The organism is Paenibacillus sp. TSA_86.1 (assembly GCF_052691815.1).
In genome coordinates this window covers 91762-113698 of the sequence record NZ_JBQZGE010000007.1, presented here as the reverse complement: position 1 = coordinate 113698, position 21937 = coordinate 91762, and the positions used below count along the sequence as shown (strand labels likewise).

At 48.5% G+C, this 21937-nt stretch carries 21 protein-coding genes; 6 read left to right on the top strand and 15 right to left on the bottom strand.

Annotated elements, in window-relative coordinates:
• Positions 1-81 precede the first annotated feature (81 nt).
• Positions 82-891, top strand: coding sequence for a TatD family hydrolase (locus ACUTVW_RS15840; protein WP_445646697.1), 810 nt, complete (start codon positions 82-84; stop codon positions 889-891).
• A 173-nt stretch (positions 892-1064) separates the two neighbouring features.
• Here the strand turns inward: ACUTVW_RS15840 and nfsA are convergent, their stop codons facing one another.
• From nfsA to ACUTVW_RS15770, 14 genes are all read right to left on the bottom strand, one after another.
• Positions 1065-1808 (bottom strand): oxygen-insensitive NADPH nitroreductase, encoded by a 744-nt coding sequence (gene nfsA / locus ACUTVW_RS15835; protein ID WP_445646696.1) that lies wholly within the window; start codon positions 1806-1808, stop codon positions 1065-1067.
• Positions 1801-2397, bottom strand: coding sequence for a TetR family transcriptional regulator (locus ACUTVW_RS15830; protein WP_445646695.1), 597 nt, complete (start codon positions 2395-2397; stop codon positions 1801-1803). Before ACUTVW_RS15830 ends, nfsA begins: the two co-directional genes overlap by 8 nt.
• 158 nt (positions 2398-2555) lie before the next feature.
• The gene (locus ACUTVW_RS15825; RefSeq protein WP_445646694.1) at positions 2556-3716 is read right to left on the bottom strand and encodes a YhgE/Pip domain-containing protein; all 1161 of its coding nucleotides are present in this window, start codon (positions 3714-3716) and stop codon (positions 2556-2558) included.
• A gap of 326 nt (positions 3717-4042) precedes the next feature.
• The gene (locus ACUTVW_RS15820) at positions 4043-6547 is read right to left on the bottom strand and encodes a heavy metal translocating P-type ATPase (protein WP_445646793.1); all 2505 of its coding nucleotides are present in this window, start codon (positions 6545-6547) and stop codon (positions 4043-4045) included.
• A gap of 285 nt (positions 6548-6832) precedes the next feature.
• A complete protein-coding gene (locus ACUTVW_RS15815; RefSeq protein WP_445646693.1) occupies positions 6833-7033 on the bottom strand; it encodes a copper ion binding protein in 201 nt (66 codons plus the stop codon).
• 249 nt (positions 7034-7282) lie between these two features.
• Positions 7283-7588, bottom strand: a complete 306-nt coding sequence (locus tag ACUTVW_RS15810; protein ID WP_434753127.1) for a metal-sensitive transcriptional regulator — start codon at positions 7586-7588, stop codon at positions 7283-7285.
• 525 nt (positions 7589-8113) lie between these two features.
• Entirely contained in the window at positions 8114-8302 is a 189-nt protein-coding gene (locus ACUTVW_RS15805; RefSeq protein ID WP_445646692.1) for a hypothetical protein, read from the bottom strand.
• A gap of 216 nt (positions 8303-8518) precedes the next feature.
• On the bottom strand, positions 8519-9334 hold the full coding sequence (locus tag ACUTVW_RS15800) for a nucleoside phosphorylase (protein WP_445646691.1): 816 nt from the start codon (positions 9332-9334) through the stop codon (positions 8519-8521).
• Position 9335: 1 nt separating this feature from the next.
• Complete coding sequence (locus ACUTVW_RS15795; RefSeq protein ID WP_445646690.1) at positions 9336-10007, bottom strand: sulfite oxidase-like oxidoreductase; 672 nt, start codon at positions 10005-10007, stop codon at positions 9336-9338.
• A gap of 25 nt (positions 10008-10032) precedes the next feature.
• Positions 10033-10956 carry an ABC transporter permease gene (locus ACUTVW_RS15790; protein WP_251509755.1) on the bottom strand — a complete coding sequence of 308 codons (924 nt, stop codon included), beginning with the start codon at positions 10954-10956 and terminating at the stop codon, positions 10033-10035.
• Positions 10940-12007 carry an ABC transporter permease gene (locus ACUTVW_RS15785; protein WP_445646689.1) on the bottom strand — a complete coding sequence of 356 codons (1068 nt, stop codon included), beginning with the start codon at positions 12005-12007 and terminating at the stop codon, positions 10940-10942. Before ACUTVW_RS15785 ends, ACUTVW_RS15790 begins: the two co-directional genes overlap by 17 nt.
• The gene (locus ACUTVW_RS15780) at positions 12004-13503 is read right to left on the bottom strand and encodes an ABC transporter ATP-binding protein (protein WP_445646688.1); all 1500 of its coding nucleotides are present in this window, start codon (positions 13501-13503) and stop codon (positions 12004-12006) included. Before ACUTVW_RS15780 ends, ACUTVW_RS15785 begins: the two co-directional genes overlap by 4 nt.
• 337 nt (positions 13504-13840) lie before the next feature.
• On the bottom strand, positions 13841-14872 hold the full coding sequence (locus tag ACUTVW_RS15775) for a BMP family lipoprotein (protein ID WP_434748316.1): 1032 nt from the start codon (positions 14870-14872) through the stop codon (positions 13841-13843).
• Between the two features lie 33 nt (positions 14873-14905).
• Positions 14906-15037 (bottom strand): hypothetical protein, encoded by a 132-nt coding sequence (locus ACUTVW_RS15770; RefSeq protein ID WP_445646687.1) that lies wholly within the window; start codon positions 15035-15037, stop codon positions 14906-14908.
• A gap of 112 nt (positions 15038-15149) precedes the next feature.
• Here ACUTVW_RS15770 and ACUTVW_RS15765 point away from each other — a divergent pair, with 112 nt between their 5' ends.
• The 3 genes from ACUTVW_RS15765 (at position 15150) to ACUTVW_RS15755 (ending at position 19616) form a co-directional block, all read left to right on the top strand.
• A complete protein-coding gene (locus ACUTVW_RS15765) occupies positions 15150-16577 on the top strand; it encodes a hypothetical protein (protein ID WP_445646686.1) in 1428 nt (475 codons plus the stop codon).
• Between the two features lie 244 nt (positions 16578-16821).
• The gene (locus ACUTVW_RS15760) at positions 16822-17457 is read left to right on the top strand and encodes a DUF5317 domain-containing protein (protein WP_445646685.1); all 636 of its coding nucleotides are present in this window, start codon (positions 16822-16824) and stop codon (positions 17455-17457) included.
• A 326-nt stretch (positions 17458-17783) separates the two neighbouring features.
• Positions 17784-19616, top strand: a complete 1833-nt coding sequence (locus ACUTVW_RS15755) for a bifunctional diguanylate cyclase/phosphohydrolase (RefSeq protein ID WP_445646684.1) — start codon at positions 17784-17786, stop codon at positions 19614-19616.
• 109 nt (positions 19617-19725) lie between these two features.
• On the opposite strand, the gene ACUTVW_RS15750 is transcribed toward ACUTVW_RS15755, so the two are convergent.
• Entirely contained in the window at positions 19726-19914 is a 189-nt protein-coding gene (locus ACUTVW_RS15750) for a hypothetical protein (RefSeq protein WP_090918827.1), read from the bottom strand.
• 331 nt (positions 19915-20245) lie between these two features.
• Here ACUTVW_RS15750 and ACUTVW_RS15745 point away from each other — a divergent pair, with 331 nt between their 5' ends.
• The gene (locus ACUTVW_RS15745; RefSeq protein WP_445646683.1) at positions 20246-21076 is read left to right on the top strand and encodes a sensor histidine kinase; all 831 of its coding nucleotides are present in this window, start codon (positions 20246-20248) and stop codon (positions 21074-21076) included.
• 1 nt (position 21077) lies between these two features.
• Positions 21078-21734 (top strand): response regulator, encoded by a 657-nt coding sequence (locus tag ACUTVW_RS15740; RefSeq protein WP_445646682.1) that lies wholly within the window; start codon positions 21078-21080, stop codon positions 21732-21734.
• The last annotated feature ends 203 nt before the right edge of the window (positions 21735-21937 follow it).

Here is a 21937-nt window from a genome sequence, read left to right as displayed (position 1 = left end):
TTTTCCTGATTTGAGTGATCCAATACATTAATTAGAACGTTACATCATATAAATACCTAGGATATAAGGAGGAACTCTCTCATGCATTCCCAAACGTTTGCACCGCTGATCGATGCCCATATTCATTTGGATCAATACACCCCCGAGGAACAGCAGGAGATGCTGCTCAGCTTCAAGTCACAGGAGATTGAGGCCATGATTGCAGTCTCCATGAATCTGGCTTCGGCTCAGTCCAATCTGGAACTAGCCAAACAGCATCCGCGTTATATCTACCCGGCATTTGGCTATCATCCCGAACAACCGCTGCCATCCCTCGCCGATCAGGAGCAGTTATTTCACTGGATCGAAGAACACATCGGACATGCCATTGCTATTGGGGAAGTCGGCTTGCCCTATTACAGCCGTGAAGAAGCACAGCGAACAGGCCTGAGCTTTGACCAGAGCGGATATATTGATCTGCTGGAGCAATTCATCATACTCGCCAAGAAACACCATAAACCTGTCGTGTTGCATGCCGTATACGAAGATGCCGATATAGCCTGCAATCTGCTGGAGAAACATCAATATGCACATGCCCACTTTCACTGGTTCAAAGGATCAAAACAGACGATTCGGCGTATGGCCAACAACGGATATTTCATCTCCTTCACACCCGATATTCTATACGAGACGGAGATTCGTGAGCTTGCCCGCCAATATCCGGCGGAACAAGTGATGGCAGAAACAGATGGACCTTGGCCTTTCGAAGGGCCGTTTCAGGGACGAATGACACACCCGGTGATGACACGTCAGGTCATTCAGGCCTGGAGCGAGATTACCGGTATGGGAACCGAGCGGGCAACACGACTTTTTTATCGAAATACCAAACGTTTCTATCATCTGCCGGATTAAGTGAAGGAGATTTAAAACGTCTTCAAACAAGGACATACGCATGCAAAAAGCCAGCCGGACTCACGATAGAATGGCACTCCGTTAGTCAACCGTTGGTAATACCCAACTGACTTTGAGGTGGCTGTTCAATCCTGTCCTACTGGCTTTTAAACCAACTATGCGCGAATTACGTACTAGCGCTTCAAGAACCCTCTACGTTCCAGAAATGCTCTCACTTGCATACGAGCAGGCTCGGTAAGACGCTTGGCCATGAGTTCAGACCATGGGGTTGTGCGTTCACCCAGGGTACGTTCCTTCAGGTATTCTGTCGTGGTCACATCATACTCTTGAACACCTTCCAGCGTTTGAGCCGGTTGGTAGCGGTTATGATGTAATACAGCCTTTAGCGGCAGACGCGGACGAATGCCCGTTTCCTGATCTGCAACCCCGATGCACATGCCATATACCGGATAAACACCATCCGGTAATTCAAGTAATTCTGCTACTTCTTCAATGCGAGTACGAAGTCCACCGATATATACAATACCGAAACCGAGCGATTCGGCAGCAAGAGCGGCATTCTGAGAGGCCAATGCAGTATCAATCGTAGCAACCATAAAATTTTCGGTGGAGTCCGCATAAGACTCCTTCTCCGGAAGATGACGCTGCGCCGCATCGTTTAGTCGATACAGGTCAGCACACCATACGAGAAAGACCGGACATTCATTGACGTAAGCCTGCCCCCCGGCGAGTTCAGCCAGTTTGGCTTTCTGTTCCTGATCTGTCACCGCGATAACCGAATATGCCTGTACGTTGCTTGAAGAGGATGCCATCTGTCCCGCCGCTACGATAGCTGTGAGCTGCTCCTCACTGACCGGGTCTGGCTTGAATTTGCGTACGGAGCGGTGTTTCATCATCAGTTCAATCGTTTCATTCATGGCTGTTCACTCCCAATCCTCGAAGTACAAACTCCACCGTTTGTTCGGCAAGTTCCTCTGTATTCATATCCTGATAATCAAAACCAAATCGTGAGTGCTTGGCCCGCTTGTGTGCAAGTGCTACCCCCATGACCTGAAGCATGGCATAGGAGGCGGACTCAATCTGGAACAGTCCCTGGTCTTTACCTTGCTGCAGATACTCTCTCACTTTATTCCAGACCGGATCCAGATATTGAAATACTGTTGCAGTCCGGTTGGTACGCAGTGTAATCTCCAACTGCACAATGTCGCTCATCTCGCGATCCGTCATCGTAAACTTCACGACTTCACCAACAATTCGGCGGATACCTTCGACCGGGGACATGGATTCCGCAGCCAGCATACGCAGGATATGTTCGGGAAAAAAATGCTCAAATAGCGCATCGAACACCTTCTCTTTACCGCCAAAATGATAAGACACCAGCGACACATTCGCTCCTGCCTCATCACAGATTTGACGAACACTCGTCCCATCATACCCTTGTAGTGCAAAAAGTTTCTTGGCTGCAAGCAATATCCTCGTTTTGATATCCAATTCCGGTTCCGTCATTTGTTTCTCTCCTCTTATCCGTTCATGTCAGTTGCTTCAGCCTTTTATTCAGACTGTAGCCCTCACTTCATCCCGTCTATTATATTACACCAAACACCCCGATGAAAATCACCGGGGTGCTTGGAACAAACGATGCAGCTTCATAACGTCTACGTATATTAGCTGTTTGCTGGAGCCGGGCTTGGCATGCCAGCTGGTTTGCGCGCTTTTTTGAGCAATGTCACCACAAGGGACAGCACGACAGCTACGAGCAATACAACAACGATGGAACCTGCGGCAGATTGCACGCCCGGGCCACCCAGTTGAACGCTTAGAATACCCTGAACCGCATAAGTTGCAGGCAAGTAATGACCGATTCCGCTGTAGAAGCTGTTCAACAATTCACGCGGCACCATCGCACCGGACGACACCAGTTGCAGGGACAGCGAGATGATGTTAAACAGGCTTCCAGACGGCCCAAAGCAGACCAGGAAGAACTGGGAGAAGAACATAAAGGTGCACAGGAAAAGTGCCTGGAACAGCCAGAAGGCAACAAAACCTTGTGCAATTTGTCCTCCCAACGCCACGATCAGAGAAGATCCCAGCAAGGAAACAACCAACGCGGAGCCTACATTAATGATGACCCGGGCACCGAACAGAGTCAGGCGGGAAAACATCGAAGACAGCATGCCCATAGCCACCTGAAGATTCATACCCATAATCATGGCACCAACGTACGATGCAAGTACCATCATCATCGGTACCATCTGATTGTTCATGCCGTTCACCGGATTAATGGATGTCGTTTTGCCTTCCACCCGGTTCGTCAAGTTCGCAGCGGCCTGCGTAGCCTGATCCGCAGAAGCACCGGAAGCAGTCAGGAGAGCCTTTACACCTTGTGCAGATGCTTGTTTGTTAACGGTGTTGGTCACGCTCTGTGACACACCTTGCATCATGCTTTTGATCGTTACCGGATTGGCTTCATTAATCGTATATTTGATCTCCGCTGTAGCGCCAGCCGTTTGAAGGGATTGATTAAATCCTGCTGGAATGTCCAGCACCATATGCACTTGATGATGATTCAATTGATCCAGCGCCTCAGACGCACTCAGGTTGGCTACGGTATGGAAAGGCAATGTCTCAGCCAATCGATCCGCAATACCTTTGGACAGTTCACCATCTTCATTAACAATGGCTACGGTAAGTTCATTCGTCCGGTCATTCACCCCGGAATATGCAGTCATCCAGATCACGCTAAAGATAACCTGAAACATCAGTGCAGTAACAATGCCTATGATCACTGGTGGTTTTTTAAACAATGTACGTAGAGCTTGCAGCATATAATTGAGTTCCTCCATTTTTTCGAAAAAATAATTTAAATTTGATTTAAACATTCGTTTGAATCAAACGATCGTTTAAATTTTAAAGGTATATGTCTATATTGTCAATATACTTTCGTAACATTCAGAAAAGAAAAACGAAATTTTCATGAATGAAGCCTGATTTATTTTCAAAGAGATCTATCTTGCAATTGGGCTATGACCATTTTTGCATAAAAAATACACAGTTCGCCGTAAAGCGAGCCGTGCATTTCATTAATCTTTGATATATTTGTTCTGTTGCCCAGCTTTCCTTTCTTTCTCCATAAGCTGATCTCTCCATTTAATTACTTGCTTCGAGCAAGCTTCATCCGCTGCAAACGCAGGGCGTTCAGCACAACGGACACCGAGCTAAATGCCATTGCAGCACCCGCCAACCACGGAGCCAGGAAACCTACTGCCGCAATCGGTATACCGATCACGTTGTAGCCGAGCGCCCAGAACAGGTTCTGTTTGATATTGCCCATCGTGCGGCGGCTCATCTCGATGGCATCTGCAATGCTGTTCAAGTCACCGCGCATCAATGTAATATCTGCCGCTTCCATCGCTACGTCCGTTCCGGTTCCAATCGCCATGCCGATATCCGCTGTAGCCAGTGCCGGAGCGTCGTTGATACCATCTCCGACCATAGCTACCTTCAGGCCGCTCTCCTGCAATTTTTTCACTTCTGCGGCTTTGCCTTCAGGGAGAACTTCTGCCAGAACACTGCGGATTCCCGCTTGCTCCGCTACCGCGCGAGCTGTCCGTTCATTATCTCCTGTAATCATAATGACATCGATCCCCATAGCCTGAAGCCGTCCGATGGCTTCGCGCGAGGTATCCTTGATCGTATCCGCCACCGCAATGATGCCCGCCCATTGACCCTGAGCAGCAACCAGCATTGCCGTACGCCCCTGTTCCTCCAAAGCGTTCATCTGCTGTATGCTTTCCGCAGGTACATCTACATTTGCATCTGCCAGCAAGCGGCGTGTTCCCACGAGAATTTCCTCACCAGATACCGTTGCACGTACACCATAACCAGGGATGTTCTCGAATGATGCTGCTGGTTCCAAAAGGAGACCTTTCTCCCGAATGCCGTTCACAATCGCCTCGGCTAACGGATGCTCCGAGCTTTGCTCCGCCGCTCCAACACGCTTAAGCAGCTCCGATTCTGTCCAGCCAGGTGCAGCAACAACGTCAGTTAATACAGGCTTACCCTGAGTAACGGTTCCTGTTTTGTCGAGCACCACCGTCTGAATCTGCTGAGCAGACTCCAGATGCTCACCGCCCTTGAATAGAATGCCATATTCCGCCGCACGGCCCGATCCAGCCATGACGGAGGTTGGTGTTGCCAGTCCGAGCGCACATGGACAGGCGATAACAAGCACAGCTATCGCTTTCTCCAATGATCCGGCGAAGTCCCCAGGGCTTGCAAACAGATACCAGATCAAAAAGGTCAGTACGGCGATCCCCACCACAATAGGGACAAATATACCCGAGATCACATCGGCAATCCGCTGGATAGGTGCTTTTGATCCTTGCGCCTGTTCGACGACTTTAATAATTTGCGATAGAGCGGTATCTGAACCTACACGAGTTGCCTGAATGCGGAGAACACCGTTTTTATTTAGCGTCGCACCGGTGACGGGATCGCCAGGCTTTTTATCCACGGGCAAGCTTTCACCGCTCAGCATGGATTCATCGACAGAGGATTGGCCCTCTTCGACAATACCATCCACCGGAATGCTGTCTCCCGGCTTCACCAGAACGAGATCGCCAACGGCTACGTAGGAAGCCGGAATCAGAACTTCCTGCCCGTCACGGATGACACGCGCTTCACGCGGCGCCAGTTCAATCAAGCTTTTGATCGCCTGTGAAGAGCGCCCTTTCGCCACAGCCTCGAACCATTTTCCGAGCAAAATCAATGTAATCAGAATCGCACTTGTCTCATAGTACAGTTCCACCATCGGCATAGCTGCTGCTCCTGCAGTAGTGCTCACATCGGTCCCCATTGCGCCATGATTCATGCCCTGACCCATGCCTGCACTAGGTAAATACCCGCTCGTAACCGTCAGATAAAGGCTGTAGAAAAAGGCTGCGCTCGTTCCGAGTGCCACGAGTACGTCCATGTTCGCACTGCCGTTCCGAAGCGCCTTGTATGCCCCTACATAAAACTGCCATCCGATAACAAATTGCACGGGCGTAGCAAGAAGCAGCTGGAACCAAGGGTTAAGAAACAGCTCTGGTACATAAATGCCCGATGTAAAGGAGAAATGGGCTACCATTGCCCACAATAGCGGAATGGACAAGAGAGCGGAGATCATCCACTTCCATTTCTTACGCTGCAACTCCCGTTCGCGAACAGAGGTGGACTCTTCCTGGGTTAATTGCAGTTCAGCACCATAGCCCAGCTGTTTGATCTTGGCCGTGATGTCGGATGGTTTGAGTGCACCCGCAGCATATTCGATATGCCCCGTCTCCAGTGCCAGATTGACATTAGCTTGAGAAACACCCGGCAGCCGGGAAAGCCCCTTCTCAATGCGTGCAGAACAGGCCGCACAAGTCATGCCCGTAATATCGAGATCGACGGATTCCATCACCGTACCATATCCAAGCGCTGCCACTTTATCCCGCAATGCGTTTACATTGGTCGTTTTGGGATCATACGAAATAGTTGCCTGTTCAATGGCGAGATTCACGTTCGCCTGATGTACCCCCTCCATACGAGACAAGCCTTTTTCCACACGCGTGGAACAGGCCGCACAGGTCATACCCGTGATGTGCAGGGTTGTCTTCAGACCCGCATTCTGCATAGGTGCAGGCGTTGGTGTAGGTTCTATATTTTCAGATGCATTGGTTGTCATCATGTCAGCTCCTTCCTAAAAGAATACATACCCTATGGGGGTATAAAAAAGGCAGAAAATCAGGCTTAAACCGTCCCTGTGTGATGAAGTCCGTTGAGGATTGTAATCCTTTAAAAGAAAAACCGGACAAACCCGAATTCCACTTCTGGTCCTGGCTTGATCCAGGCTCCATAAACACATATGGCTTAAGCCTGCACTGCTATATTTCATTAGTGAACCATTCCCTTGAATCCATTAAACGATGTCGTATCCTTGATCTTCAATCGCCGCTTTGATCTGATCTACGGTAACAGCCTGATCATTATATTCTACGGCTACCGTTCCGGCTGCCAAATCAACCTGACCACTTGCTCCCGCGTTCTTCACCGCTTCTTCAACGGACTTCACACAGTGATTGCAAGACATTCCTTTGACATTCAACGTAACATTAGACATATTCCTATTCCTCCTTGGTAATGTTCGTATTGGTGTTATTACTATATAAATTGAACTAAGGATTATTTACATGGGCACTTCGATGACAGAACAACCTTCCAACCGCTGTTACCCCCAGATTTTTCTGATCCAATTTTCTATAGGGAAAATCCGGTGATAAAGGCGAACGCTCCGCTTTTTCAGGTTTTTTCTGTCCCCTCCGTTTCTATGTAAATGATTAGTCCAAAATATATAGTTTATCCTCTTCAATTACTTCATTAATTTTCTAACCGTGACCAGCAATTCATCCACAACTTCGTGTTCTCCTGCCTGGATGCGTTCTACAATACAGCTCTTCATATGCCCTTCCAGCAAAAGCTTACCTACCGAATTCAGCGCAGACTGTGCTGCTGCGATCTGGGTTAACACATCGTCACAATATGTGTCCTTGTCAATCAGACCTTTGATGCCGCGAATCTGGCCTTCCACCCGGTTCAAACGAGAGATCAGATTGCCCTTCATCTCCTGAGAATGGTGGCTTTTACGAATGGGCTTGCCGTCTTTATCGAGGTTCACAGCATGGCAGGAATCCGCTTGTTGCTCTGATTGCTTTTCTGTACCTGTACCATTACTTGATACAACTTTACCTTCATGTGCATTGGCCTGTTCTTGTGTATCCGCAACCAAAACATCAGCAGAATCCTTTGCCGCAGGGATCACAGGTTCCTCGGGATGGCTTTGATGTTCCATCATAACACCCCTTTTCAATCGTTCTTTATCCAGATTAACATACCCCCACGGGGTATTCAAGGGATTTCTTGTCTTTTATTATTGAACGTTTTGTGTATGTAGTCGCGACGCCCCCTTAGCCCCATCTGCTTATAGAAAGCCTGAGCAAGCGAATTAAAGGTAGATACAAATCAATCATTTCAAATGTTCTGCTCGAAGCTCTCTCCCAGATCCAGGGACGAAAAAGCAGATACCTTACGGTACCTGCTCTAACGATTGATATATCACGTTATACCTGCATGCATGAGTTAAATCGAAATCGAACTTAATCTTCAGCCAGACATCCTCCCCATAATAGAGGAAGAATCAGCACTATTTTTCGGAAGAGGTATGGTTCCCTTCGTTAAAAGCTACCGGTGACGGCTTGGCTGCCCATTCATCGGCCTGCGGTTCAATATCCACGCCGTTCATGATCTTCTTTTTTTCCATCAAGGAATCGCCGTCTTCGTCCAGCTTGTTGCGGATTGCTGCCTCATCCTGAGGTTGATTGTTCTGAGTCATCGTTTGAGTCCTCCTTTGACCATTTCATGTTGTTGAAGTATGTTCCTTGTTTAGAATGACCCAATGATTTCAAAATCATTCCGAACGCGTAGAGGTTAGACCCCAAGCTCACTCCTATAGGTAAAGAAGACGTCCCCCGGCCATATTCATGACCTTAGAAGGACGTCCTCTGAATTGTCCATATCTCGTGGACATTCACATGCACTTCTTTTGTAGCTATGTTGTTGCCTGATCCTGGCGAGCAAGGCTAGCCAGCGCATGAAGCGCCGCGTCAATCTCATGCTCTACGGCTTGGGCGACCGCATCGGTATGCGGATCATACTCGGCCGCGAGATCACTGTCTGCGAAGCCGTCAATCGCTACGATAGCTCCAGCCCGTGCCCCACGCAAGGTGCTTACGATATAGAGTGCCGCAATCTCCATCTCGGCTGCAAGTGCTCCAGCCTGCTTGTACTTGCGGTGCGGAATCTCCTCCACGCCCGTGAAGAATGCGTCCAGTGTTACCGTGATGCCCACGCCAACCTTGGTAGCACCTGCTCCTACTCCTGATTCTGCTCCAGCTTCTGTTCCTGTCTCAGCACTTGCTGCATCGCCTGTACCACTGCCCACCTTACGAGCAGCAGCGACCAATGCGCTGGTCACATCAATATCTGCAACCGCCGGGAAACCGTCCGGTACGAGCTGACGTGTCAGCCCGTCAGAGCGAACAGCTGCTGTGCTGACAATAACGCTTCCTGCCGGATAATCGGCTGTATATGAACCTGCCGTGCCTACACGAATCAGGGTTTTCACTCCTGCACGAATCAGTTCCTCGAAGCATACTGCTGCGCCTGGCGAACCAACACCATGACTGACCACAGCCATCTGTACCCCTTCGTACATACCTACAAACGTGCGATATTCACGGCTGAATGCCAGTTCTTTGGCACCCTCCAGCTTGCGGGAAATCTTCTCTGCACGAGCCGGGTCACCGCACACGATCGCATAAGCCGGCATATCTTCCGAGTGAATCTGCAAAATCGGCATCAACATATTAATCAAACTCCTTCTTCGTCCACTCATCCTCAGGAATCGGCAGATCCTCACCCGAGAAACGCTGCTCCTTAAACGGATCGGCAAAATGGTGGAAGCCGTTGCTTTCCCAGAAGCCGTTGCGATCCTCCGTCATGAACTCCAGCCCACGCACCCATTTTGCACTCTTCCAGAAATACAGCTGTGGCACAACCAGTCGCAGCGGGAAGCCATGCTTCGGTGTAAGTGGCTCGCCATTATATTTGAACGCAAGCAATACATCCTCATGCATCAACTCTTCAAGTGGCACATTCGTCTCGTAATCATGATCCGCATGAATCATGACATACTTCGCTTCCGGTTTAACACCAAGCAGCTTCACAAACTCAGAGAAGCGGATACCCTCCCATGGGGTATCAAACTTCGACCAGCGCGTAACGCAGTGAATATCACTTACCATGTTCACCTGCGGCATCGCCTGAAGCTCAGCCAGAGAGAACACCTTCTCTTCTTCAACTTCACCGAAAACCTTCAAATCCCAAGTGGAAAGGTCATATTCCGGCACTTCCCCTTCATGCAAAATCGGGAATTTCTCCGTCAGCACCTGGCCCGGCGGCAGCCGATCTCCGTAATCGGCGCCGGCTTTCGGTGGCGGCGTTTTGGTTTTTTTCAAACGTTCAGCCTTGTTATGCACGTCCCTGATTCCTCCTTTGCTACAATTAACGCGAGCTTCCGCCCGCTTTCAAAGCATCCTGAGCATACGTACGGTCTTTGAAAAAGAACATCGCCACGAGTGTCACAATATACGGTAGCATCATGGTGAAATGCGTTGGCAAGGAGAACCCTTGCAGACGAATACTAAGTGCTTCCATGAATCCAAACAGCACGCTAGAACCCATCACACCGAGCGGATTAGCCTGTCCCAGCATTGTAGCAACCAAAGCAATGAAACCACGGCCTGCCGTCATGCCTTCGGTAAACATCGTCACCTGACCAAGCGACAGCTGCGCTCCAGCTAGTGCACACAGCACACCACACATCAGCACAGCGCCATACTGAATACCGCGCACCTTGATGCCGATGCTCTGTGCTGCGATCGGATTCTCACCTACGGAACGCAGACGGAAGCCGGATACACTTTTAAATAGATAGAACTGCAAAGCAATAACGATAATAATGCCTAGATATACGAGCGGACTATGTCCTGAGAACACCGTACCCACCCAAGGAATATCCTTGATCAGCGGAATGTCCCATTTTGGGAGCCCCACCATATTCTTGTCGTAGTATGCACCTTTTACATCAAAGATCGCTCGCAGTGCAAAGGTCGTGAGTCCCGCCGCCAAAAAGTTCAGGGATATACCAACAACAATGGCATTCGCCTTCAGATTAATACTAATAAACGCAAAAAGCGCCGAGAACAGCATCACAATAATAATAGAGAACAGCACTGCCAGTAATACGTTACCGAAAAGATAGTTACCCACAATCGCGGAGAACGCCCCAATCAGCACAAGTCCTTCCAGACCCACGTTGAACAGACCGACGCGCGAGCATAAAGCCCCGCCGAGTGCGGCAAGTAGGATTGGCGTCATAATCCGCAAGGTTGAGCCAAACATGGCTGCATCAAACAGTTGTTGCATTGGACTTTTTCTCCTTTCTCCGCTTCAGGAAGGAATAACCGATCTGTGCTGAAACAAATAACGTCAAGACGGCCTGAATTACACTGCCGACCTCCAGGGGCACATCCGTGTTCCGCTCCATGCCCATCGCACCTGTCTGCAAAGCCGCCAGCAAAATAGCCGCTACAGCTGTACCCAGTGGGTGCGAACGTGCAAGCAATGTAGCCATGATACCGCTCCACGCATAACTTGCCGAGGATAACGAGCCGTCCAGGAAGCGGTACTGTGTACCGAGCACTTCCCCCGCTCCTGCGAGTCCTGCAAGTCCACCACTGATGACCATAGACAGCATCATCATCCGAATACGGCGTACACCGCCGTAAGCCGCAAAGGATGGATTGCTACCGAGCATGCGGATTTCATAACCGGTTACCGTTTTATGTGTAAACCAGTAGATCAGTATGGCCGCTGCAATCGATATAATGAAGCCGGCGTGCAGTCCCATACCCTGAAAAAGCTTCGGAAGCCAGATCGTCTGATCAATCATCGGGGTCTGCGCCATCGCTGCTGATCCCGTCCGGTCTTTGAATGGATAAGACACCATGTATCCACCGAAATAAGTCGCAATATAGTTAAGAAGTAACGTTGTAATCAACAGGTTCATGCCAAAACGTGCGTCCAGCCAGCCTGCAAAAAGAGACCATAGACCACCGGCGACAATCCCTGCCACAATCGCAGCAATACATACGAACCAGCCCGGCCCTGGCAGATAGAGCGCCGTGAGGGCCGCACTGAGTCCGCCCAGAATCATCTGACCTTCCGCACCCATATTGAAAAACCCGGCACGGAATGCCAGTGCTACGCCAAGTCCCGCCAAGATAATCGGCGTTGCACGTGCCAGTGTATTGGTGAAGAAGTAGAAGTTACCGAAGGCCCCCTTCCACATCTCGCCATACGTATCCACGACATTACCGCCAACGACCAGAATGGCAATCGCACCGGCGAGCAAACCGATCAATACGGCAAGCAGCGGCTGTACCAGTCCGCGAAGTGTTTCTTTTACCCGATTCATACCCGCTCTTTCCCTCCTGCCATCAGCAAGCTGATCTGTTCTTCTGTCGCTTCCGCTGCCGCAAGTTCTCCGGCAATCTCTCCTTCGTACATCACAATAATGCGATCCGATAATTGCAAAATTTCCGATAACTCGGACGAGATCAGCAGAATACCTGCCCCCTCATTCCGCTTGCGCAGCAATTCGGCATGGATGGTTTCCATCGCACCGATATCTACTCCGCGCGTAGGCTCCGCTGCAATCAGAAACGGTGTATCCTGTGCAAATTCACGTGCTGCAATCAACTTTTGCAAGTTACCGCCTGACAGGAATTGCACTTTCGTTTCCGCGGACCCCGTCTTGATGCTGAACTGTTTGATCCAGCTCTCCACCATCACTTTGGCTGCTTTGGCTTTGATCATACCGCGCTTCTGCAATCGGTGATGGTGTCCCATCAGCCCGTTCTCTTTCACGCTGGCATCCTTCGCCGCACCCCACATATAGCGGTCTTCGGGGATATGAGCCAGGCCATGCTCCCGAATTCGGCGTACCGGCCAGTTCGTTGTGTCCTGCCCGGATAAAAGCACTCGGCCTCCATCCGGCTTCCGCAACCCGGCGATCACCTGAATCAGTTCGGATTGACCATTGCCGGAGATGCCTGCAATACCGACCACTTCACCTTTGCGAACTTGCATATGAATGTCTTTGAGGGCAGACCGATCTTTGGCTCCCGATAGATGAACACCTTCCACCTGAAGCACTGCTTCACCCGGAACAGATGCTGGCTTGTCCATCCGCACCAGTTCACGTCCCACCATCAGACGAGACAGTTCTTCCACATGGGTATCCTTCGCTTCTAATATACCCGTAACTTGTCCGTCTCGAAGTACGGTGATTCGATCCGCAACATCCATGACTTCTTGCAGCTTGTGCGTGATGATGACAAAGGTTTTGCCCAGCTTGGCAAGTGATTTCATGTTGGTCAGCAGTTCTTTCACTTCCAGCGGAGTGAGCACCGCGGAAGGTTCATCCAATATAATGATGTCTGCTCCCTGATGCAGTACTTTAAGGATCTCTACTCGTTGCTGCATACCCAAAGGACATTCGGCTACTTTTTTCCACGGATCTACGGGCATGCCGTATTGTTTGCCCAATTCATTGACCTGTGCCGCCGCCTTTTTTCGATCAAATGCGCCTGCCTTCGCAGGTTCACGTCCAATAACAATATTCTCTGCCACCGTGAAGGATGGAAACAGCATGAAATGCTGGTGCACCATACCAATTCCGCTGGCCATGGCCTGAGATGGTGTAGCAAAGCTAACCTCGCGTCCCCGGATTTTGATCGTGCCTGACGTGGGCTGCTCCATCCCGTACAGCATACGCATCAGCGTTGTTTTACCCGCTCCATTCTCCCCGACAAGAGCATGAATCTCCCCCTCGCGCAGATTAAAATGGATATCCTTGTTCGCCGTGAAGCTGCCGTACTTCTTCGTAATGTGCTCCATCTCCAACAACATATCTTGCGTTCGCTCCTCTCGGTTAATATAAGTTCAACGTGAACTGGTTACACTGGGCACTCCGATGACAGAACAACCTTTCGATCGCTGTTATCCCCGGATTTTTCTGATTCCCTTATGAAGGGGAAAATCCGGAGATAAGCGTATGCTTACGATGTAGCTTTCTTGCAGAAAGCTTTTAGGCAACCGCGCTGTTTCTTCAGGTTATATCTATCCTCTCCGTTATCGTGTAAACGTTATATTGAACATAAATGATTAGTAACAGTAGCAAAACCGGCTGCCTGGTTGGGCAGCCGGCTATAAACTTCTTTTCACCCACGAAGGGATAAGTATAGAACTATTGTTGCAATGGATCTTTAACTACGATTTTACCAGCGATAATGTCATCTTTGATCGCTTTAACTTTGTCGATAACCTCTTGACCAACAAATGCATTCAGCGGAGACTCGCTGTCACGTGTAACGTATGTCAGACCTACACCGTCTTCTTTCAGGCCGTAGTTTACTGCGCCTGCTTTGAATTTACCTTCTACAAAATCCTTCACGGTCTCATAAGCAACGGTGTCCGTTGATTTCAACTGGGACAATACGATATGCTCCGGATCTTCTACAGTACGATCTGTATCTTGTCCGGAAGTATAGAAGCCTTTTTCTTTTGCTGCTTCGAACACACCAAGGTCACCTACAGCAGATGCACCCGCGATGAAATCAGCACCTTTGCCGAATTGCACCAGCGCCAGCTCTTTTGCTTTGGCCGGGTCATTGAAACCACCCACATAGTTTACCAGGAATTCTGCTTTTGGATTAACGGATTCCAGACCCGCTCTGAAACCTTCTGTATATTTCTTGATCAAAGGTACGTCCATTGCCGCAATCATACCCACTTTGTCCGTTTTTGTGGAGAGTCCAGCAGCTGCACCCAACAGGTACGCTCCTTCATACTCACGGAAACCAACGCTACGAACATTAGGCAGATCCACCGTTGTGTCTACAATCGCAAACGATTTGTTTGGATTCTCAGCAGCAACCTTCTTCAATGCATCCTCTGCTTGGAACGTTGCCGTAATAATCAGATCATAATTCTCGGCAACAGCTGCACGAAGATTTTGTTCGAATGCTGCAGGGTCTGTAGACTCGATCGTTTTCGTATCGACCTTGAATTCTTTACCTGCTTTTTTGAAGCCTTCATCCATTTGTACGAAGAAAGGGTTGACCCCTATTTTTTCAGGAAGTACCAGTGCCATTCGCAGGGATTTTTCAGAATCGCCGCCTTGAGCGGATTGTTCGTCTTTAGTAGCTGATTTTCCACAAGCGGCCAGCAAAATAGACAACATAACAATTGATAAGACGAACGATAAACCTCTTTTCATTTTGAAAATTCCCCTTTTCAGTAATCTTTTTTATTATCCTAGCGGATAATGTCGATCCTTGTCAATAAAACTTTCAGCGTTTACACTCATGTAGTAGATCATCGCAGAAACAGGTTTTCCAACCTCTGGAAACCGCTCTGTAACAGGCTTTTTTTTCGTTGACATTTGGCGCGACTCCGTGCTAAAGTCAATCCAATTATTATATTTCTGATAGGATTTGTCAGAATTATACCATTCTCCCCTATCATTCTCACCCCATTTTAAGGAGGCATTTCATTTGAAAAAGATCACCCAGATAACGTTGGCGGCCCTGCTCGCCGCTCCGGTAACGCTCGGCAGCCTTAGTCTGCCCGGTTCTGCTTCCGCAGCATCCGCAACTCCGGTTGCACCTAAAACGCTGAATGTAAATACGCCTGCAGTTAAGGCACCCGCTGTCTACACGGAGAGCGCAACTGACTTCGCTCAATTCCTGCAAGCCAAGTACGGCATCCAATTGTCGCCGCAAGCAACTAAGGGTGATTTTATCAAAGCCGTAGCAGCCATCACAGAAGCAAGCGCAGCATCTACTTCAGGGAAAGATACTGCACAAGCCCCCGTCTTTAGCGATCTGAAATCAGGTGATGACGCCTACGATGCGGCTGTTGCTCTCTTCAATAATGGGGTTCTGTCAGACACCGACGTTCATGCCAAAGATCAACTCAGCATGTACACAGCGGTCTTCATCGCCGTTAAAGCAGCTGGTTTCAAAGAACTCGCATACACTTATCCCGCAGACAAAACAGCCAAAGCACTTGCTAAGGCTGGTATCAAGCCTAATCGTTTGCAAGGACAAGCCGCACAAGAATTGGCGGCGGCTATTGATACAGGACTCGTTCCCGAGAGCCTCTACCCTGCTCTTGTTAAGGGTGGTGTAGCAAGCAAGGATGCAGCAAATATTCTGCTCGGACGTGTACTGATCAGCCAAGGTAAATACAAAAATGAAATTGGACGCTCCAATGATGCAGATATCTACTCCAAGTTGTATGCTGCATATCGTACAGCCGATCTGATTGAAGCTCCTGAGCTTAGAAAAATTGTCGATCAGGCGCTGCGGGAAGATCTCGTTACAGGTTACAACCTGAAAGACAGTCGTTTTGACTCCAACTTCATCAATGAACTCACGTTAACTTACGGCCATGACAGCATCAATCATGCAGTTCAACTCGTCGGTCTGCTTCGCAGCGAAGGCATCGATGCCGATGTACAATTCCAACCGAAAACATCTGCCTTTATCTATCTGAAAGAGTGGGGCGAGCCCAAAGAAACCCCAGATTACAAAGTCACACAGATTGAAAATGGCAACTACATCGCTTATGCGAAGGAATATGACATTCAGTTCGAATTTAACAACACAGCTGACAAAGCACGTTTCAATGACATCGTTCTGAAATTTGCCAAAAAGAACAGCAATAGCAAATCTCCATTAATTATTAACTCCTGGTGGCAGCCGCTGTATTATTCACCAACTGCCCTGGCTAACTACCAAGTTATTTCGAATAACAAAATTACGCTTGGCCATTATTATGCCCAATCTTTCTCATTAAAAGAAAATGCTAAAGCGATTCAAGAAGGATTCCGCAAGTTGGCTCCTGAAGCAAATATCACCTCATACAACTTCTGGGTGGATCAACCTTTCTTTAATTACTTGAATGGTGGTTCCGAGTAAATATCCATTAGATAACCATTTGACTGAAATGCTCATTTTTTAGCAAAACATACAGCCGTCTTCACCGAAATAGATTCAGGTTTCGACCTCTATTTTTCGGGAAGGCGGTTTTTGTATATACATTTGCAAAAATCTTCATGAAAATCAGTTTATCAATGCAGGAATTACCAATATAAGGTCGAATGTCTTATGTACACAAACACGCAAGTATCGTTGCGCATTTTCGCAAGAACAGGGGTTAATCATGGTATACGACGGTATTCTGATCGGCTTGATTGTTGGTCTGTTCAGGGGTAGAGTTCGTTATGGACTCAACCAGTTTGCAACACTCCAGCTACGCGGCGGCTGGATCTTTCCACTGCTGTTACTCTTTCAGTTTGGCATTTTTTATCTGCAGGAGCGATGGAGCTGGGTAGCATCCATTAATGGTTATCTGTTTGCCGCCGTTTATATCACAGGCCTCATATTTCTATGGCTCAACAGACATCATCGGGGGTTCACCCTGATCTGGGTCGGCGTGTTTTTCAACTTCATCGTAATGGCTGTTAATGGCGGCCGCATGCCCGTTTCCGTGGAGGCATCTGCTGTGCTCGGCCCCTATTATGTCGATCTGCTTCGGGAAGGCGGAGCCGTATCCAAACATTATATGATGGATGCTTCAACTCACCTTGCTTTTCTCGGTGACATCATCCCGCTGTCGAGCCCCTACCCACGAACACAGGTCATTAGCATCGGTGATGTTGTTATGAATGTTGGCATATTCCTGTTTATCCAGTACATGATGGTGAACCGGGTCAGAAAAGAGGTACCGTCCGCAGAAACATATGCAAACCAAGTGAGCATCGGACCAGACTCCAAGGAAGGGAGGTCTTTTCCATGAAGAAATTCGAGGGCATCCAATATTCCCGCATTGTCATCAACGCCGTCATCGTAGCGTCTGTCGTTGTAGCACTGACTTCGGGATACAAGCTTGGCGGTTAGATTCTACTGCCACACCAGACAAACAGGCTGCGAGCGGCCTGTTTTTTCTTTGCTGGATTTATGGGAGCGATTCTTGTTATGTTAGAAAACATGATAGTATATACCTATACAAGAATAACCAATATAAAGGCGACGAGCATTCACACGTCAACGAGATAAGTGGTGCCGTAACGTTCGTTTATATCTAACATCCCGAGATGACTAAACCCAAGCAGGAGATTCTTTATGAACATTATTCGTAACCTTATCCGCAGAGCAGATCGAAGCATGATGTATGTTAGTTTGCTTTGCTGCACAGGGATTGGCGTTTTTATCTATATGAACCAGTGGTCCTACTTACACCTGACTACATCTGACTGGGTCATGGTCTATACCATGCTGGGAGCCGCGCTTATCCTCGACTATTTTACATTCCAGATCCCCCCAAAGGGCAACCAGCAATCGATGGATTCCTCTGTGTATCTGGCTTGCATATTTATGTTCGGCGGGGCCTTCAGCCTCTCCGTGTTATTACCGATTTCCATCATTCTGTTAATTAAAGACCGCAAGTTGGCCTGGTGGAAACACGTCGTTAATTTCAGCATATACAGTCTCATGATTACCGGGGCTGCTAAAGTGTTCGAGTGGACCGGTGGTGAGATTGGCGCGATTGATGGTTACAACCTGTTCCCTTATGTTGCAGCTCTGGCAGCCTATTTTATTATTAACACGCTCACATTGGGTCTGTTCTTTCATTTCTCAACCAAGGATGCACTGCAGCAGATGAAACGGGCATTCGTAACCGAGTCCCTTCTGGTCTATCTGTGTACACTTATTCTGGCGCTGGTGCTCACCATCCTGGTAATACATAACGGCGTACTCGGTCTATTTTTATATCTGAGTCTCAGCATTCTGTTGTCCCATGCGTTCAAACAGTTGTTCATTATGTATCAGTCCATCGAAGAGAAGGCGAATTCAGACCAGCGCACAGGGCTGTTCAATCACAGTTATTTCGAGACCATGCTGGAGATGGAGCTGAACAAAGCACGTACGCAAGGAACTACCCTCTGTCTAGGATTGCTTGATATTGATGATTTCAAAAAGTATAACGATCAGTTTGGTCATCTACAAGGTGACAGCCTGCTGGCGCTGCTCGGGGATTTTCTCATTCGCAAGACCGAGGGCACACCTGTTACCGCTTTTCGGTATGGTGGTGAAGAATTCACACTGCTAATGCCAGGCATGGATCTGGATGAGTCCTACAGATTTATGAACAAGTTACGTAAACAGCTGAATGATACTCCTTTTGAAGGTGTCGAGGTATTGCCGCATGGCTGTCTCTCTTTCTCTGCCGGGATTGCTTCGTATCAAGTGGATATGTATAACAAGTCTCAACTGGTGGATCAGGCTGACAAAGCACTCTATTATGCCAAAAAGCAAGGTAAAAACAACGTTCATCGTCACGGCAGCAATGACGGCATGGAGCACGAAATCGATCTGGTTCAGGATGTCCGCGACATCGAACAGCAGTTGAACCTGTTCCAGTACAAAGATATGGATACGTTCAAACATTCCAAACGGGTCTACAAATACGCGCTTGATATCAGCGAAGCGCTCCAATTGGATAATGTAGAGAAACGACGTTTTGTACTCGGGGCGCTGATCCATGATATTGGCAAACTGGAGATCCCTTGGTCTATCCTGAACAAAAAAGAAAAGTTAACATGTGAGGAATGGGATACGATTAAAGGCCATGTGACCTGGGGCAAAAAAATGGTGATGACGAATGATCGCTTCGCGGATCTGATCCCGTATATTGAACTGCATCATGAGCGATATGATGGTCAAGGGTACCCCTACGGCCTCAAAGGTCATGAAATCCCGAAGCTGTGCCGGATGCTGACCGTGATCGATTCCTTTGATGCCATGACCACCGAGCGACCCTACCAGAAGACCAAAAACGTGGATGAAGCCATACAGGAGTTGCGGGCATGTTCAGGCACACAGTTTGATCCGGAACTTGCGGAGTTGTTCATCCGTTATATTGAGAAAAGGACAGCCCACCAACTATTGCAGTAGTGCAATCCGTATATAAACGCCAAAGCGCTATCCCTATAGGGATAGCGCCAATTTCATTTTCATCGTCATTCCATTCGTGACTTAATGCATCAGATGCATAGAGCCCGATTCAGTCCTGTGAGGACTCTTCGTTACTCATCGTATTCAGTTCATGCGAGGTCTGATGCAGCTCTTTGATCATCTGCTGCAAAAACATGTTGTCTTGGCGACTGATCCCGTGCTGATTGTCTTGAACAAGCATCTGGTGAATGTTCTTCTTGAGCAATTCACTGCGGCGTTCCAATACTTCTTGACTCATGTTGTTGCGTCACTCCTTAACATGTTTTGTAATGATTTTGCGTTCTATATAAGTATAGAGGACCCTGCCTCATAGCGAAAACGGACAGAGCCCTCCTGAGCAGAGCACATCAAGCCTCACCTAGCATGACAGCATTTCACCCCTCTGTGTTCTTAGATATCCTTCTAAATACTCCAAGATACTCCCCCATTTCTTGTAAACAGCTTGGACTAGGGTCTTGGACAAGGTTACGTTATAATGATCCCTGTAACCCATTCCGTTGATAAAGGTAAGAAGGTATCTCACACGACACACAACGATGACAAACTTATTTAAAAGGAGTTATGCAGATATGTCCTACAAACAGATTAAATGGATGATCCTGCTGATCCCCACCATCACCGTGGGATTGTGGGAATATATTCGCCACCAGTCTCTGATGCCTTATCTATCGATGGATGCCGGAAACTGGCTGACACCTGTGATTGTTTATCTCGTCAGCGTGACGCTACTTAGCCGTTTGTTCCGCATGCTGGAAGGGGCGAGGGCCGCGCTGGAACAGGAGCGAGCATCCAAGACGGCACTCGAAGCCCGCGACCAGCTTGCACGGGAACTGCATGACGGTATTTCACAGTCCCTGTTCCTGCTTTCGGTTAAGACAGACAAAGCCGGACGTAGTCTCGCCGGCACCAATCATGAGCAGGATATCCGCGAGATCCAAAAAACGGTGCATGAAGTGAATACATATGTTAGACAAGCCATTGCCCAGTTGCGTTACGTGCCCTCGCCAGCAGCTGATCCCGAAGCGATTGCCTTGCAAGCCCAGGTGGAGTCGATCGTGAACGACACCGTTCCGGAAGCAAACTTGGAATGGAATCTGACCGAGGTTTCCTTCTCAGCCAAAGAGCAAGTGGAGCTGCTGGCCTGCATTCGGGAAGCACTGCTCAACGTGCGCAAACATGCCCAGGCAACCAAGGTAGAAGTTCACGCAGAACATGATTCCTCTCATTGGTCTGTTCATGTCTGTGACAATGGCAGTGGAATTCAAGGCGACCCTATGCTGCTCAGGGATCGTTACGGCTTACGCATTACAAAGGAACGAGCAGAGCAGATGGGATGGGAATTCCTTCTGGATTCCAAACCAGGCCATACGCAGATGACAATTAGAAAGGAGCGAATCTAATATGGAACTGGTACGTGTATTGGTTGTGGACGACCACGCGCATGCGCGTGAGGCGATTTGCACCATTTTATCCGAAGATAGCCTGTTTGAAGTCATTGGCACGGCAAAGAATGGGCAGGAAGCACTGGAGTTAACGGAGCAGTGGATGCCTGACCTCATTCTGATGGATGTGCAAATGCCGGATATGGATGGACTGGAAGCCACACGGCAGATCAAACTTCGTTTTCCGTACGTCATTATTGTGATGGTTACCGTATCGGATGATGTCACCTACCTCTTTGAAGCATTGAAGCAAGGGGCTCAGGGTTATCTGCGCAAAAATTTGTCCCCTTCCATATGGCTTGAATATCTTCGGGCCATTGTGAGTGACGACGCACCGCTCAGCAAGGAGCTGGCGTACCGGATTTTGCAGGAATTCCCCGCCCCTCGTAGTGAGGATGTACAGGAAAACCCGTTAACCACCCGTGAGCTGGAGATTCTGCAATGGGTTTCTGCCGGATATACCAATCGCGAAATTGCGGAACAGCTAGGGATCTCGGATCAGACCGTTAAGAACCATCTGAAGAACATTTTGCAGAAGCTGCAACTGGATAATCGGGTACAACTCACCCGCTACGCATTGGAGAGCGGGCTTGCCGGACGAAAGGCTCGTAAATAACACCGTTTTCCAGGCATCTGACTTATTTCCAAACAAATTGCGAATTCTATCACGAAGTGAGTCATTGGGATATGCGCTATGTAATAGCGCGTTACTCTACAGAGCATCATTTCAAGTATTTGTCACAAATATGCGGTAATCCATGATTTTTTATAGCCCAATGTAGTCATACGCCTTCATTTTGGACAAAGTTATAATGGTAT